Annotated in this window: 20 protein-coding genes; 1 reads left to right on the forward strand and 19 read right to left on the reverse strand. The window is 40.5% G+C overall.

Annotated elements, in window-relative coordinates; translation table 11 throughout:
- Positions 1–38: 38 nt before the first annotated feature.
- The 3 genes from AM499_RS14630 to AM499_RS14640 are packed head-to-tail and all read right to left on the reverse strand — an operon-like array spanning position 39 to position 3,062.
- Positions 39–956, reverse strand: coding sequence for a glycine betaine ABC transporter substrate-binding protein (locus AM499_RS14630; RefSeq protein ID WP_053590899.1), 918 nt, complete (start codon positions 954–956; stop codon positions 39–41).
- On the reverse strand, positions 953–1,807 hold the full coding sequence (locus AM499_RS14635; RefSeq protein ID WP_053590900.1) for an ABC transporter permease: 855 nt from the start codon (positions 1,805–1,807) through the stop codon (positions 953–955). Before AM499_RS14635 ends, AM499_RS14630 begins: the two co-directional genes overlap by 4 nt.
- A 1-nt stretch (position 1,808) precedes the next feature.
- Positions 1,809–3,062 carry a quaternary amine ABC transporter ATP-binding protein gene (locus AM499_RS14640; RefSeq protein WP_053590901.1) on the reverse strand — a complete coding sequence of 418 codons (1,254 nt, stop codon included), beginning with the start codon at positions 3,060–3,062 and terminating at the stop codon, positions 1,809–1,811.
- Between the two features lie 214 nt (positions 3,063–3,276).
- On the opposite strand from AM499_RS14640, the gene AM499_RS14645 reads away from it, so the two are divergent.
- Positions 3,277–3,834 carry a GbsR/MarR family transcriptional regulator gene (locus AM499_RS14645; RefSeq protein WP_053590902.1) on the forward strand — a complete coding sequence of 186 codons (558 nt, stop codon included), beginning with the start codon at positions 3,277–3,279 and terminating at the stop codon, positions 3,832–3,834.
- A 257-nt stretch (positions 3,835–4,091) separates the two neighbouring features.
- Here AM499_RS14645 and gvpU read toward each other — a convergent pair whose 3' ends face one another.
- The 16 genes from gvpU to phnE all read right to left on the reverse strand — a co-directional run bounded on the left by gvpU (position 4,092) and on the right by phnE (position 13,740).
- Positions 4,092–4,496, reverse strand: coding sequence for a gas vesicle accessory protein GvpU (gvpU, locus tag AM499_RS14650; RefSeq protein WP_053590903.1), 405 nt, complete (start codon positions 4,494–4,496; stop codon positions 4,092–4,094).
- A gap of 5 nt (positions 4,497–4,501) precedes the next feature.
- Positions 4,502–5,836, reverse strand: a complete 1,335-nt coding sequence (locus AM499_RS14655; protein WP_053590904.1) for a putative sodium/potassium/calcium exchanger — start codon at positions 5,834–5,836, stop codon at positions 4,502–4,504.
- 235 nt (positions 5,837–6,071) lie between these two features.
- Positions 6,072–6,398, reverse strand: coding sequence for a gas vesicle protein (locus tag AM499_RS14660; RefSeq protein WP_053590905.1), 327 nt, complete (start codon positions 6,396–6,398; stop codon positions 6,072–6,074).
- Positions 6,399–6,423: 25 nt separating this feature from the next.
- Positions 6,424–6,708, reverse strand: coding sequence for a gas vesicle protein K (locus AM499_RS14665; RefSeq protein ID WP_053590906.1), 285 nt, complete (start codon positions 6,706–6,708; stop codon positions 6,424–6,426).
- Entirely contained in the window at positions 6,674–6,949 is a 276-nt protein-coding gene (locus tag AM499_RS14670) for a gas vesicle protein (RefSeq protein WP_053590907.1), read from the reverse strand. Before AM499_RS14670 ends, AM499_RS14665 begins: the two co-directional genes overlap by 35 nt.
- A 19-nt stretch (positions 6,950–6,968) precedes the next feature.
- Positions 6,969–7,775 carry a GvpL/GvpF family gas vesicle protein gene (locus tag AM499_RS14675; RefSeq protein WP_053590908.1) on the reverse strand — a complete coding sequence of 269 codons (807 nt, stop codon included), beginning with the start codon at positions 7,773–7,775 and terminating at the stop codon, positions 6,969–6,971.
- A 12-nt stretch (positions 7,776–7,787) separates the two neighbouring features.
- A complete protein-coding gene (locus AM499_RS14680; protein WP_053590909.1) occupies positions 7,788–8,042 on the reverse strand; it encodes a gas vesicle protein GvpG in 255 nt (84 codons plus the stop codon).
- Positions 8,042–8,809, reverse strand: coding sequence for a GvpL/GvpF family gas vesicle protein (locus AM499_RS14685; RefSeq protein WP_053590910.1), 768 nt, complete (start codon positions 8,807–8,809; stop codon positions 8,042–8,044). Before AM499_RS14685 ends, AM499_RS14680 begins: the two co-directional genes overlap by 1 nt.
- Positions 8,810–8,824: 15 nt before the next feature.
- Positions 8,825–9,745 (reverse strand): gas vesicle protein GvpN, encoded by a 921-nt coding sequence (gene gvpN, locus AM499_RS14690; RefSeq protein WP_053590911.1) that lies wholly within the window; start codon positions 9,743–9,745, stop codon positions 8,825–8,827.
- Positions 9,746–9,769: 24 nt separating this feature from the next.
- On the reverse strand, positions 9,770–10,036 hold the full coding sequence (gene gvpO, locus AM499_RS14695; protein WP_053590912.1) for a gas vesicle protein GvpO: 267 nt from the start codon (positions 10,034–10,036) through the stop codon (positions 9,770–9,772).
- A gap of 63 nt (positions 10,037–10,099) precedes the next feature.
- On the reverse strand, positions 10,100–10,360 hold the full coding sequence (gvpA, locus tag AM499_RS14700) for a gas vesicle structural protein GvpA (protein WP_053590913.1): 261 nt from the start codon (positions 10,358–10,360) through the stop codon (positions 10,100–10,102).
- 27 nt (positions 10,361–10,387) lie between these two features.
- A complete protein-coding gene (gvpQ, locus tag AM499_RS14705; RefSeq protein ID WP_053590914.1) occupies positions 10,388–10,837 on the reverse strand; it encodes a gas vesicle protein GvpQ in 450 nt (149 codons plus the stop codon).
- A 32-nt stretch (positions 10,838–10,869) separates the two neighbouring features.
- Positions 10,870–11,346 carry a hypothetical protein gene (locus AM499_RS14710; protein ID WP_053590915.1) on the reverse strand — a complete coding sequence of 159 codons (477 nt, stop codon included), beginning with the start codon at positions 11,344–11,346 and terminating at the stop codon, positions 10,870–10,872.
- A 17-nt stretch (positions 11,347–11,363) separates the two neighbouring features.
- Complete coding sequence (gene gvpA / locus AM499_RS14715) at positions 11,364–11,618, reverse strand: gas vesicle structural protein GvpA (protein ID WP_053590916.1); 255 nt, start codon at positions 11,616–11,618, stop codon at positions 11,364–11,366.
- 500 nt (positions 11,619–12,118) lie between these two features.
- Positions 12,119–12,967, reverse strand: coding sequence for an ABC transporter permease subunit (locus AM499_RS14720; protein WP_053590917.1), 849 nt, complete (start codon positions 12,965–12,967; stop codon positions 12,119–12,121).
- Complete coding sequence (gene phnE / locus AM499_RS14725; protein WP_053592234.1) at positions 12,967–13,740, reverse strand: phosphonate ABC transporter, permease protein PhnE; 774 nt, start codon at positions 13,738–13,740, stop codon at positions 12,967–12,969. The genes AM499_RS14720 and phnE overlap by 1 nt, the downstream gene beginning before the upstream one ends.
- Positions 13,741–13,751 lie beyond the last annotated feature (11 nt).

Genomic DNA, 13,751 nt, shown 5'->3' on the forward strand with positions numbered 1-13,751 from the left:
CAAGTGTCACTTGCTCTGAGGGTTTCGTTTCTAGTTATTTAGTTATCTTTTAAATCTTCAATAGATGTGATGTCCATATATGCTGGAACAACTAAACCAATTTTCACGCCTGTCATGCTTGTGCCAAGGTCTTCAAATTTACCATCGAATTTTTCAGCATAGGTTGCATGTGTTAATGGTAACCATCCAGCAAGAGATGCGTCTGCACTACCGTCGGCAATGGCTGTCCACATTGGACCAGCTTCAACTTGAACCATAGTTACATCATAGCCAAGGCTTGTTAATACGATGCTCATAACGTTCGTACTAGCAATTTCACTATCCCATGCAACATATGCAAGTTTGATTTTGTCACCGTCAACTTTTTCAATACCCTCAGTCCATGTTGCAATTTTCTCTGGATTTGCATCTACCCAAGCTTGCGCAGCTACTTCTGGTTTTTCACCGTTTTTGATAGCGATCATTACTTCACCCATATCATCCTCTGTCCAGTTGAAATTAGAAAGGACTTGGTGAGCTTCTGGCATGTCTTCTTGTAATCCAGTACGACCAATTGTGTGAATTTCCTCTTCCCCACCATATGAGCCTTTTGGATCTTCAAGATATTTCAAATCATATTCAGCAAATTTCCAGTGAGGAGTCCATCCAGTTATGATGATTGGCTCTTCTGCATCATACGCTTTCTTTAGAGATGCTGTCATTGCAGCACTTGAACCACTTACAAGGTCCCACTCATCTAATTCATAATCTGTAATAGCTCGTTCTGTTGCTTCCATAATTCCAGCTCCAGGATCGATGCCAGTAATTTTGTAGTTAACTGACTCCCCTACTGAACCTGCATTTGAGTCTGTAGATGTTGAATCATTTGCTTCTTCTGTATCACCACATGCTGCTAACCCAAGTGAAAGTAATGCAACTGCTCCAAGACCTGTTATTTTTTTGGCTAATTTCATCATGTATTTCCCCCTAGTTTTTTCTTTCTATTTCCAGCGTACTGCGTGATTCTATCTAAAATAATCGCTACGATTACTATAGAAAGTCCAGTTTCTACGCCAACTCCTGTTTTCAATTGCGTAACGGACCGGTAAACCTCTTCACCAAGTCCTGGTGCACCTACCATCGAAGCGATTACTACCATTGATAGAGATAGCATAATACTTTGGTTCACCCCAGCCATAATAGTAGGTTTCGCCAGTGGAATTTGTATTTTAAACAAACGCTGCCACGTCGTAGAACCAAATGCTTCTGTAGCTTCTATTAGATCTTTTGGTACTTGCTGAATGCCTAACATCGTTAAACGAATTGTAGGAGGCATTGCAAAAATTACGGATGCTACAACTCCCGGTACGACTCCAATGTTGAAAAAGAAAATCGCCGGTATTAAATATACGAATGCAGGCATTGTTTGCATTAAATCCAATATTGGATTTACTACCTTTCGAACACCCGCTTTTTGTGAACTAAGAATCCCTATAGGAATACCAATCACTAGCGCGAAGATGACTGAAGTCAATACTAGCGTTAACATTTGAAGCATCGGGTACCAATACCCTAAATAATCGATGAATAATAGGCCAATCAATGAAAAGAAGGCAATCTTTCTCGTAGAAATAATTCCAGCTATTAAAGCGAAGATAAAAGCAAGTAATATAGAAGGAACCAAATCCAATATATCTACTGTGCCTTCTACTACTCCTTCTAGTACATCAGCAAAACCGTCTAGGCCTGTCCCAAACGTATCTACTAACCAATCAACTCCAGTGTCAACCCAATCGGCAAAAGGTAGGCGAGGGAATAGTTCATCCATCTTAAATCACCTCCGTAATATGCTGCTCTGCGGAATCCATCGTTCCATCTTTGTTAATAAACTCATTATCACCAGATAATGCACCTATGAGGGCACCACGTATAATAATCCCTTGAAGCTTTTGTTCTTCATTAATAACTGCAACAGGAATGCTTGCTGTTGATACTACATCAAATAATTCTGTGAGAACCGTATCTGGTGAGATCATCGGAAGATCAGAAATAATTACATCATTCAGTGACTTCTCTGATTCAATTGCTTCTACAGTATCCTGTGCTGTTACTGCTCCTAATAAGCGATTCGCATTATCTACTACATATATAGAAGAAATACCTAAATGTTTCATCAGTCGAAGTGCTACACGAGGACCTCGATCAACTTTTACCGTGTCTGCTTTTTTCATAATATGACCAGCAGTCAGTACTTTGGATAAGTCAACGTCTTCCACGAATCGTTCGACATATTCGTTGGAAGGGCTCATCAGAATTTCTTCAGGTGATCCAATTTGAACAATTTCTCCGTCTTTCATCAGTGCTATACGGTCACCAATACGAAGCGCTTCATCCAAATCATGTGTGATAAAAATAATTGTTTTTTGCATATCGTGATGAAGCTGAAGTAACTCATTTTGCATATCTTTTCGAATAAGCGGATCCAATGCACTAAACGCTTCATCCATAAGCAATATATCTGGATTATTAGCCAGTGCTCTAGCAAGTCCAACACGTTGCTGCATACCCCCACTTAGTTGTTTCGGGTACTGGTCTTCATATCCCGCAAGACCAACAAGTCTTAATGATTCTATTGCTTTTTCATTTCGTTCTTTTTTAGAAACCCCTTGGATTTCTAAGCCATATTCTGTATTTTCAACGATTGTTTTATGTGGGAAGAGGGCAAAGTTTTGAAATACCATCCCAATTTTCTTTCGTCTTACTTCACGAAGCTGTTCTTTATTCATCTGAACAATATCCTTACCATCCAGTAATATTTGTCCCATCGTTGGATCTATTAATCTATTAAGCAACCTAACTAATGTAGATTTACCACTTCCGGATAGACCCATAATGACGAAAATTTCACCTTCATTGACCTCAAAGGATACTTGTTTCACACCAACCGTTGCACCAGTCGCTTTCAAAATTTCGCTTTTTGTTTTACCATCTTTCAGCAACTGTATAGCGCGGCCACTACTTTTACCAAAAATCTTCGTAGCGTCTTTTACTACTATTTTTTTATTTATGTTTTTCTCACTCATATCTTTTCTCCTTACCGTCCGAAATACCCGAACCCAATCAATTATAGATGCAACTCCATAAAATTTCAACAGTTTAAACCTTATTAATTGTTTGTACGGTAAAAACTGTACGAAAATTATTTAAAAAAATTGCTTTTTGGGTAAGGATATAATACATTTAAATTTAGTTAGCTGGATTATGTGAGCAAAGCTAATTTCAGTGGAGGGAACGTAAATGGATGACCATGAAAAAATAGATAAAGCTCGGGAACGAATTATAGAAACAATTGCCCAAAACATACATTTATACGGCTTGGTACCTTCTGCAGGTAGACAATTCGGAACTATGTTTTTTCAAAATGAACCATTAACATTAGATGATATGACAGAAAAATTAGGCATGAGTAAAACAAGCATGAGCACTTCTGTCCGAGCACTGTCTGAACTAAAATTGGTTGAGCGTGCATGGAAAAAAGGAGTTCGAAAAGATTTATATAAAGTGACGGATGATTGGCACCAAAGCTTCATCGATTTGTTTTCTATTAAATGGCAGAGATCAGTCACACTGCATTTAGTAGCTATTAAAAAATCACTGGCTGAACTGGGGGAACTGTTGCAAGACCCAGCCCTTAGTGAGGAATTACGTGAAGTGGTTCAAATAGATATCGATAAGCTGAAGTATATGAAAGACTACTACAACTGGCTTGAACGCGTCATAGATGCATTTGAGGACCAACGAATTTTCGATTTGGTTCCTAAATTTGAGGATTCTAACGAAAATGCTAAAAACTAATATGATTCATAACAAAACCCCAACTAGCAGCACTTTTAAAGTGCATACTATTTGGGGTTTTTGGTCTTATATTCTACGTAAGAAACAAACATGAATAACTAAACTTTCGGAAAAGCGTTCGATTTGAACCTGGTACTAGGTTCAAAAGTATCCTAATCAATCATCAATAATCTCTTTTATTACCTCTTCTGTCATAGTCGCCAGTGTGTCTTGACCCGAATTAATGACTTCCTCAATGAGGCTTTTCTTTTTATTATTTATTCCTCCTGGTCGCTGCCATCCAAAATTCTCCCTAAAAAGAAACCATCAATCTCCCTTAATTTGCCGCGCCAAAGAATTTGCCCCTTTGACGGAGTTGGCTTGCTGTCTCCACAATAAACCTTGGTTTCTTTCATATGGAGAAAATTAGCCCCGGTGTCATCGCTGTTCTGAGCAACCTCCCCAGCCTGATCTAGTTGTTCACTCAACATCTGGGCAATGTCATTCCCATCTTCGAAAGTCCCGCTTAAGGAGCGGAAGTATTCCTTTGCCGATATCATCGTTCCGGTAATGACGGCTCCTTTAACATTCAATGTGATATCCAGGTTGAAGTCATGCTTATTCGCTGCTTGCACTAAAAACTCGAGAATATTATCTTTAGCCGGTCTAGAACCATTGCTCATATTTACTACTCCCTTCTTAATCCATCCAAAAGGAGATAGGTTTCCTCATCTTTGGAGTTCACTTTGTACGTTTTTCCCTTATCCTTCTTATCTATTTTCTTGGATTCGTTTTTTTTTTCTGAATTCTGCTTGGCAGCTTTGCCGGATTTTGCATCCGAACGATTGCTGCTATTTGGTTTTTGATCTTTATTCGGCGCGCCTTCTTCTAACTCGTCATCTTCCACATTTTCTTCGCTTGAATCCTCGTCCTGATTCTGCTTGTCTTCTTCATTTTCTTCATCGTCTTCCTGTTCATCTTCTGTTTCTAGCCCAGAATGTTGAGTTTTTTGTTTTCCTTCAAGTTCTTTCTTTTCAGGAGCCTCCTGACTACCGTCATCTTCGGTCTCTTCATTTTCTTCAAGTTTCTCTGATTCAACTTCATCTTCTTGGGCGTTTCCTGAAGCTTCCGTTTTATTTTTTCCTTCAGCCAAGTTAGCGGAAACTTCATCGGACTTATCTTGCTCCTCATCACTATCATCTAGGCTTGCTGCTTCATCATTTCCTTTGCTGCTGTCTAGTTCTTGGCCATCATCAGAGCTATCTTCTTCCTTATCATCTTCTACATTTGCGGAATCCTTACTTTGGTCATTTTTATCTTCTGCTAGTTTTACTAGAAGCTCTTCTATTTTGCCCAAGCGAGCTTGTAGTTGTTCATTTTCTACTTTTAGGTCCTCATATTCCTCGTTGGATGATCGATCATCTGTCTTGGATTTGTCCTCTTCACCGTTTTCCAGCTGTTCTGTATCTGTTGAATCGTCCTTTAAGGTAGTTTGTAAAACAGTGCTGGACTCTTTGCTGTCAGAATGGCCTTGTTGTTCTTCTTCATGATTGTCCAGGCCAGGATCTTGTGAATCACCTTTGTTGGACAAGGTTTCCAATTCATTTGAAGCATTATTTACCTCTGCAGTCCCATTATTTTTTCCATTCTTTCCTTCGACTATTTTTGCAAGCATCCCTTCCAGACGTTCCAGACGATTTGCCATGCTTTCATCTTCTTGAGAGGATTCCTTTGCATTGTTTAATTTAGAAGCATTGCGAGAAGGTTCATGATCGTCGGAAGTATTGCCTCCTTCTTTTGAAAACAACTTGGATGCAGAATTCTTAATAGAATCGATTGCTTTCTTCGAGCTATCTTGCACTGCATGTCCTAAGTCCACTCCCTTACCGCTTAGCTTTTGGCCATTTTCAGGGGTAGCTAGGTATCCGATAGTCGCACCAATCAGACCTCCTGCTAGTGATCGTTTAAAATTACCTTGTTTTTTTACTTCAGGTTTATTTTCTTTCAAGATTGTCTCAGTCATGTTGTTTCCTCCTATTATAGATATCAATTATTGCTTTTATTTATCGTTCATTGCGCTGGCATCTTCCTTTGAGCCAACAATATGAATACCGCATACTTGCGGGTCTCATACTTCACGCTCCTGTGGATTGCTAGGTTCAAAGGGTATGGCTACGCCATAATCTTTGTGACGCAGCTAGCGAGCGATGCAGTAGCAAGTCACTTTCTTGTTTTAATAATAAAAATCTAGCTATAGTTTAGTAGTTGAACCCACTGGATTTCATCCGGTTGGCTGACATACTCTTTTCGAGTGTTTCGAGCCTTTCGTGAAGCTTCCGGTTCTCTTCCTCCAGAGCTTTCGTATTGCTGTCTGCCGCTTTGGAAGATAGGTAGGGATCGGTTTCCCACCAGTCCATTCCAATCTCTTTAGCCTTGTCGACCGAAGCAACAATCAGCCGAATTTTGATGGTGAGCAGTTCTACATCCGCAATCCCGACTGTGATGTCTCCTGCAATCACCACTCCTTTATCCAGTATCTTCTCAAGTACGTCTACAATCGTGTTGGATTGCATGGAATGTTCCATTTAAAGTCCTCCTTGGGTGTTTGTATTAAAGCAAGCTTCCTAAAGGACCCAGGTCAATATTCAAGTCTTCGGCATCCAAGCCGAATATTTCTTTTAGCTCTTCCATTTTCTCTTCCAAATTCATCAATGCTTCGCCTAAGTCCTCAATTTGCTGATCTGTCAGTGTTCCGCCTTCAACCCGCCTAATGGCATGCCTTTCCACGATTTGCCTCAGCAACTCAATGACGGTAAGCACCAATTGCGCCAAACCATGCTCCGCATTATCAGGGTCTAGATTAATCTTTCCACTTGCTTGGTTGGCCGGTTGCATCAGTCAATGCCTCCCTCTGTCTATCAAATTGTTCTGAAGATACGGTTTTATTGTTTCCCGCTTGTGCCTGTACGAGAGATTCCACTGAAGCAATCAATACTCTCAAATCTAAATACACCAGATCTACGCCAGCGATGGAAATCACTAAATCAGCCTTGATCGCAACACCTTTATCTAGGATGACATCCAAAATATCAATGAGCGCTATATCCTTGTTTTCCATCGTTTCTCTGAATGCCATAATTTCATCTCATCCTCACTTATGAAAAGTTAGAAAAGTGGTAGGCCGGCCATGGCCCTGTTGCTTCAAACTGCCATCCCATTCCCTTCATGCCCTTCTCATATTGCTGGATCTGTTCTAAAAAGTTTTCTACATTTGCTGCGGGGATCAGATAGACGCTATTCCAGGTCATCTCATCCTTTCTTCCCGTCACATCATTACTCCACGTTCTTTTGACATTTCCTTTTAGCGCAATTTCGCTTAGATGCACATGTATATTTTCACTAATTCTGTTTTTTTCTTCTTCTAGCTCAGATTCAATCAGCTTGTCCAGCTTTTTCTTCTCGAAAAATTGCTTTCCTTTAGAAAGGTGGCTTATTTCCTCTCTTTTTGCTTCAATGGTCTGATTGCTCTGACTCACCTGTTTTTTTAGCAACTGATCATCGCAGTATATTTTCAAATTCCACTCTTCGTTACCGTGAATCGAGGAAAATGTATCGACCAAGTGTGCTTCTTTGGTTTGTACAGCGTTTGCCAAACTTCCCTGGTTTTTGAACAGCGTGCAAAACTTCAAGGGGATGACCGTGTACATCTTTGAAAGCATCATGACGGTTTCGTGATGGTGAAAAGCCTTTTCCTGGAGCCATTCCATGTCACTGTTAATTTGTTCCTTAATGTTCTCTTCAGAGTACTGTTCAGCATCCAGGTCACAGACAATGGCTGTTGCCTTGCCTATAGACAGGGTGTAGATGCCGCCTTTGCCATCAAAGCCATTAATAGCAGGAATCTGCTGTTTGCCTGCTTCCTCTGTCGGTATCAATCCGTATAAGTAAATTAGACTGTCCATCTTTTCCTTTCCTCATTTCTTCTTTGTCATCTCTTCCCATTGCTGCATTTCCATCCGTTTTGCCATTTCATATCGAAGGATCAAGTCTTCTTCCTTTGCTTTATAAACCTCTTCAGGTATTTCCCCAAGCTCATACATCATTTGAAGCTGGACCAGCTTTCGCTGGATTGTAGGAAGGTCGTACAGCTCTTTATCAGCTTCCTCTTTCACCTTTTCACCGATTTTTATTACTAGGTTAATTGGAGCGGAAACCAGTTTATGGATCATCAGGCATCCTCAACTTTTAAACGGATATTAATGAAGTTATACGCCGGCCAGGGTCCACTGTAACTGAACTCAACTTTGTCTTTCCATTTTTCGTACGTCTCATTAATTTTTTCATCAAAATCTGCTTCTTTACCTCGGTCAACTAAGAATGCTGCATTAAGAAGCATTTTCTCCCCAATCGGATCGTTGGTCTTGGATGCTTCAGCCAGCTCCGTCAATGGGCTGAAGACTTCCTGCTTTACATCCTGCTGCAGTGAAGTGATCAGTTTTTGTGCAGCTCCGCCAATCTGAATTCTTTCATAATAGCTGGCCGCTTCTGATTTCCCTTGCACAGCTTTTGCCATTTTATCGATTTTCGAATTATCACCAACAAGTGATTCCAGCCAGTCTTTTTTGCCGATTACTTTTAGACCGAGCTCCACCTTCCCTTTTATTGCTGGGAACAGTTTTTCAAACTGCGGATAGAGGTTTTCAAGCAACACACCAACGTCCTCCTTTGACTGGAACACATTGCCGAAGCTGACAGGGATCACAGTGTCGTTCTTTTTCATCACTTGGGAAACGACATTTTGATGCATCAGTAGATTGTCTTTGTTCGGATGATAGATTTTCATCGGAACCTCTGCTGCTACAATAGCCGCATCCTTATAGCGGATAGTAAACAGCTCTTTGTTTTCGCCTTCTATTTCAAAAGTGCCGAAATCTTCGTCCGTTTCTGTCTGGATTCCGCAAAAAATATAGATACCATTTTGCTCTTCTTGGCTCATTTTTAATTCTCTCCTTTATTCCTTGATTGCCTCTATGTTGCTGCAGACCTTTTTGATTAATTTCTCTGCTGTTTTGATGGGTTCATCGGATTCGATACACCTGCTCACTTGGTGACCTAGAATGTCCAAGCACAGTCGTACAAAGTCAGGATTGGACCCATCAATCTTGAGTTTTTGTTCCGCTGCCAACCTAGCGATCATGATAGATGCCCGTAGACTCGGACCGGTTTCTTCTATACATTCATTGCGCAGCTTGGCAACCAGCTCTGTAATGGCTGCAGCGTCTTTCTTATCAATATTGGCTTTGTCGGCTACGATGGCCGCCTCACGGTCATAATCCTTATGATCGATATAAATGGTGATAAGCCGGTCAAGAAGTGCATCCTGCGTTTGGTAGACCCCAGCATATTCATCTGGATTGCTAGTGAAGATCACCGCAAAGTCAGGATGGACTCGGACAAACGGCTCAGTCAATTTGGTACCATACAACGGAAGGATACCTTCCTCTAAAATGGAAAGAAAGATGTTATTGGTAGTGGGTAATGAACGTGTAAATTCATCGTAAACCAGCGTGTATCCATTCTTCACCGCCTCTAATAATCGTCCATCCCTCCACGTCTCCGTCACGTTTTCATCCCGCTTATAGACCGACCGTATATAATTGTCGACTACTTTTTTGCTCGTATAACCTGTAAAGTCGCCTATCAGGTCTTTGTTATTCAGCTCATGGTTGCCGTGTATGAGCATGACAGGTTTTTTTCTTTTTTTAGCAAGTGCCAGTGCAAGAGATGTCTTTCCGGCTCCGGATGGGCCTGTAAAATGGATGGGATATCCGGCTTTCATATACTGCAACGAACGAGAAAGCAATTCTTCCGTTTTTTCGTCGCGAATGATTGTCCGTGAATTCTTGTCGATTTTATCTTTTAAGACCGTCACTCTGTTACCTCCTAATCCCACGACCTACACTTCCATTTTGATGGAGCTTCTATAGCGGATATCCTGTCTTTTATAGGATGTGACTTCCTGCTCCGAATTTAGATGGACGTCGTAAATTCCAAGCATTTCATCCTTTGCATACTTCTTCATATATTCCTTTTCCTCAATGACTTCCACTGTAAGCTTCCAGCCACTATCATCACTTGCTTCTACGGAAGTGATTTTATGGACCGGGGCTACAAATTCATTGAAAAACTCCGTCACATTTCCGATAATCTGTTTGATTTCCATGGTAGCCTCCTGCTAAAACTGGCACACCAAGGTTGCCTGAACCCTAGCCGTACCAGCTGATTTCTAAATACTAAATCGAGCATTTCCTTCATTCGACTGAAGGGCAAGACCGTCTTCTTCAGCACCGTCTCGTAGCAATCCGACCGCCTCTGCATATCGTAGCCATGTATCCACACTGGCAATGACTACTCTTGCTTCAACTGTCAAAATTTCAATCCCGACAACTGATACTCTGACAAATGCATCAATTACAATCCCTTTGTCCAGAATTCGGTCAATAACCTCCGCTAAACTTGAACTGTCTGTACTTTTTTGAAGTGCCATTATTGCATTCTCCTTTCGTTAATCCTTTTAAGAACCAATGGTCCGGATGTCTTTAATAGTTTTAATCTTGGTTGCTCCCTTAATGTCCTTGGATGTCTTAATCGAACCGATTCCTTTAATGTCTGAGACACTCTTCACTTTTCGTTTATCATCACTTTTATTTGTCGAGGAGACTTTCTTCTGAAGTTCTTCCCCTGCCTCGACTACCTTCCCAAGCTTATCCCGGGCGGAAAGCAGTACATCCTGTGTTTTTTCTTTCGCTTCTTCTGCATTGCCTTCAACTTTATCGGCAAACTTTTCCTTGGCACTCTCCAGGTTTTCGGTTAATTGTAGTGCCTTGTCTTGGACATTCTCGACAATTTTCTCTTTGGCTTTGTCAGCTACGACTTCTTTAACTTTGTCTTTAATCGGTTCTGGTGTGTGTTCAATCACCGTCTTGGCGACTTTCCCTGCTGTTTTTGTCAGTTGCTTGTCCATACACTAACCCCCTTTGGATTAAAGACTTGTCATCACTTGGTAGCCACGAGGTTATTCAGCATCTCTTCAATTTTTTCAAGGCGCTCGTTTAGCTGTTTGTTTTCTTCTTTTATTTCGTTATAGCTTTGCTTGTTTTCCGTATTTGGAACACTGTCATCACCTTTCTTCGGAGACAGTAGCCCTTGTTCGATTTTGCTCATGTATCCTGAAGCAAGATGCTTGATGCTGCTTTGCGCCTGCCCTGCCAGAAGCTCCTGGGCCGTTTTTCTGAATTCCTCGTTTGCCACTTTCATCAATTCAGATTCACCTATTTTTTTCATCGCCTTCTTGCTCGTATCCGGATTGGCAAGCAAGCCGATCCCTACTCCAACCACACCGCCAATCAGGGCAAAGTTCATAGAATAATTTGTGCTTTTCTTCTTCTCTTGTGCTGGCTGATTATTTTCCGTTTGCTTTTGTTCTTCCTGTTCCACCGCTTCATAATTTTCATTGGATTTTTGGCTATTCATTTTCTGTCCATCCTTTCTTAATAACTTAATTGCTCATTTTGATTTCTTCTGATAAGACCTTGATCCTGGACTTCATCCCGCAATAGGCCAACAGCCTCTGCATATCGAAGCCATGTATCCACACTAGCGATAACCACCCGAGCCTCCACTGTAATTATTTCAATCCCGACTAACGATACCCTTACAAAGGCATCAATCACAATTCCCTTGTCCAGGATTCTGTCAATCACCTCAGCAAGGCTTGAGCTATCTGTACTTTTTTGAACACTCACGTGGCTCCCTCCCCTCTATTTTTTGACGTGGCTGGAGCTGCGTTTTCAATTCTGTAACCGGCTATGCTATGTATATACCTGCGCTAAACCCAAATAAACGAGGGAAATGTAACCAATAGACCCAATTTGCTCAATCCCTGTCCTATGAAATATTTAAAGTTGATGAGGACAGGGTTAAAACAAAAATGAGAAAACATGGATATCCATGTTTTCTCATTTTTGTATATAAAAAATCACTAAAAAAATTAGGAAATAATAAAAACGCATTTAATTTTAATTGAAGAGCTTTTTTAAATAACTCTATTGATATTTGCTAAAAGGAGTAAATGTTCTATATAAAAGAACATGTTTTTGGCTTTATCCAAAATTACTTATAGAGAACTAATAGCCATGGTAAAAATATGTTAGCCATTTATTGAGTTCCCATCTATACATTGAAATTCAGATGAACTCTGTTCGTAATTAAGAAACCCCAGAAACACTATATTCTGGGGTTTGGCTTATTTAGATGTGGCAGGGAAATATCGACTTTTTAATCTAGTAGAAGTTAGCTCTAAAATAATCGCCAACACTAAAATCATATAGGTAATCATGCCAACTTCACGCATATCAAAGTAGAATCCAGATGCCATGAAGAGTTCAAAGCCAATACCACCAGCACCAGCCGCTGCTCCCATTGCCACAGCTACTGAGAAGTTGATTTCAAAGCGTAAAAATGTCCAGGACAATAAATAAGTGAACGTGGTAGGTAAAATTGCATGGCTAACGATATGCCACCAGTTCGAACCTGTTGCGGTCAACGCCTCCAATATTCCTTTGTCTACTTCTTCAAAAGCCTCTGAGAATGCCTTCACTAAATAAGCAATAGAGTGAAAGAGCATTCCAAGAACGGCTGCTTCACTTCCTAATCCTGCAGCAATGGCAAAGATTAATACCCATAATACAGTCGGGACTGCACGTACGATTGCTACCATCACTCGGATGGTATTGGATAACCATTTGTTTGAAAGATTGGTTGCTGCCATTAATGCTAAAAAGAATGCAATAACCGCTCCTAATATAGTGGAAAGGAATGCCAAGCCAAGTGTAATTCCTACTTGGTAAAAAGCTTCCCCCCAGGTGAAATGAGTAAGAGCAGGTTCTAAAAACATCGCTTTTAGGTTATACAATGTTTCCGGAATAGCTTTCGTTAAATCCAACCCTGCATAGTTAAAAAACATAAACGCTAGGATTGTCAGAGCCAATAAAATAATGATGGTGCCTTTCATTACTCGCTCTACCTTGTTACCTGACTTAATCGATATTTTGCCATCTGCTTTTCTTTTTATAAGGGTTGTTGTTGCTTCCATTATAGAATCACCTTCCGTATATGATTTGAAATTAACTCAATTGCTATAACGGATAAGACGATACTAAGCGTAACTAGTGCAACCGCATTATAGTTAAGGGTTTTATAATAGAGGTCAAATGTATATCCAATACCTGTACCCGTTAAGATACCAACAAGTGTGGCACTTCGGATGTTCGTCTCGATCATAAACAAAATCCAGCTGATCATCTGCGGCAAGCACTGGGGGATAACTGCTTTATAGACGATTTGAAAGTAGGTAGCACCAGTTGCCTGTAAAGCTTCTACTGCGCTATGGCTTGCTTCATCAATCGACTCGATAAAGGCCCTCGTCAAAAACCCAACTGACCCAACAAATAGCGCTAAGTATCCTGTTACGGAGTTTTGGCCAAAAGAAAGTAATAAGATTAAAGCCCACGCTACAACTGGAATATTACGCGCGACTGATGCTACGAATCGAGCGAATACCCCGAGCACAGAATTTGTTCCAGTAGTTTTAGAACCCATTAATCCTAAAAATAAGGAAACAACTGTTGCTGTCGTTGTAGCAGCAATAGACATTAGGATTGTCTCCAATAATTTTTCCAATATTTTCGGTAATCTTTCCAGTGTTTCTTGCGTAATAAACAAGTTAGAGAAAATCCAAGTAACAGCATCTGGTAAAGTTGCTATTCCATGAATGATGTTAAAGTTCGTTATGTCAGATGATAGATAAGTCAAGATGATAATTAGCGCTACATAAGTTATCGTCTGCCATTTTCTCTGGTTTTTCATACCTTTTACAT

It is taken from the genome of Bacillus sp. FJAT-22090 (assembly GCF_001278755.1).
Lineage (GTDB): Bacteria > Bacillota > Bacilli > Bacillales_A > Planococcaceae > Psychrobacillus.

Excerpts from the sequence above, each read along its gene's own strand:
- AM499_RS14630 (WP_053590899.1), bottom strand. The coding sequence starts at position 956 with ATGATGAAATTAGCCAAAAAAATAACAGGTCTTGGAGCAGTTGCATTA.
- AM499_RS14635 (WP_053590900.1), bottom strand. The coding sequence starts at position 1,807 with ATGGATGAACTATTCCCTCGCCTACCTTTTGCCGATTGGGTTGACACT.
- AM499_RS14640 (WP_053590901.1), bottom strand. The coding sequence starts at position 3,062 with ATGAGTGAGAAAAACATAAATAAAAAAATAGTAGTAAAAGACGCTACG.
- AM499_RS14645 (WP_053590902.1), top strand. The coding sequence starts at position 3,277 with ATGGATGACCATGAAAAAATAGATAAAGCTCGGGAACGAATTATAGAA.
- gvpU (WP_053590903.1), bottom strand. The coding sequence starts at position 4,496 with ATGAGCAATGGTTCTAGACCGGCTAAAGATAATATTCTCGAGTTTTTA.
- AM499_RS14655 (WP_053590904.1), bottom strand. The coding sequence starts at position 5,836 with ATGACTGAGACAATCTTGAAAGAAAATAAACCTGAAGTAAAAAAACAA.
- AM499_RS14660 (WP_053590905.1), bottom strand. The coding sequence starts at position 6,398 with ATGGAACATTCCATGCAATCCAACACGATTGTAGACGTACTTGAGAAG.
- AM499_RS14665 (WP_053590906.1), bottom strand. The coding sequence starts at position 6,708 with ATGCAACCGGCCAACCAAGCAAGTGGAAAGATTAATCTAGACCCTGAT.
- AM499_RS14670 (WP_053590907.1), bottom strand. The coding sequence starts at position 6,949 with ATGGCATTCAGAGAAACGATGGAAAACAAGGATATAGCGCTCATTGAT.
- AM499_RS14675 (WP_053590908.1), bottom strand. The coding sequence starts at position 7,775 with ATGGACAGTCTAATTTACTTATACGGATTGATACCGACAGAGGAAGCA.
- AM499_RS14680 (WP_053590909.1), bottom strand. The coding sequence starts at position 8,042 with ATGATCCATAAACTGGTTTCCGCTCCAATTAACCTAGTAATAAAAATC.
- AM499_RS14685 (WP_053590910.1), bottom strand. The coding sequence starts at position 8,809 with ATGAGCCAAGAAGAGCAAAATGGTATCTATATTTTTTGCGGAATCCAG.
- gvpO (WP_053590912.1), bottom strand. The coding sequence starts at position 10,036 with ATGGAAATCAAACAGATTATCGGAAATGTGACGGAGTTTTTCAATGAA.
- gvpA (WP_053590913.1), bottom strand. The coding sequence starts at position 10,360 with ATGGCACTTCAAAAAAGTACAGACAGTTCAAGTTTAGCGGAGGTTATT.
- gvpQ (WP_053590914.1), bottom strand. The coding sequence starts at position 10,837 with ATGGACAAGCAACTGACAAAAACAGCAGGGAAAGTCGCCAAGACGGTG.
- AM499_RS14710 (WP_053590915.1), bottom strand. The coding sequence starts at position 11,346 with ATGAATAGCCAAAAATCCAATGAAAATTATGAAGCGGTGGAACAGGAA.
- AM499_RS14720 (WP_053590917.1), bottom strand. The coding sequence starts at position 12,967 with ATGGAAGCAACAACAACCCTTATAAAAAGAAAAGCAGATGGCAAAATA.
- phnE (WP_053592234.1), bottom strand. The coding sequence starts at position 13,740 with ATGAAAAACCAGAGAAAATGGCAGACGATAACTTATGTAGCGCTAATT.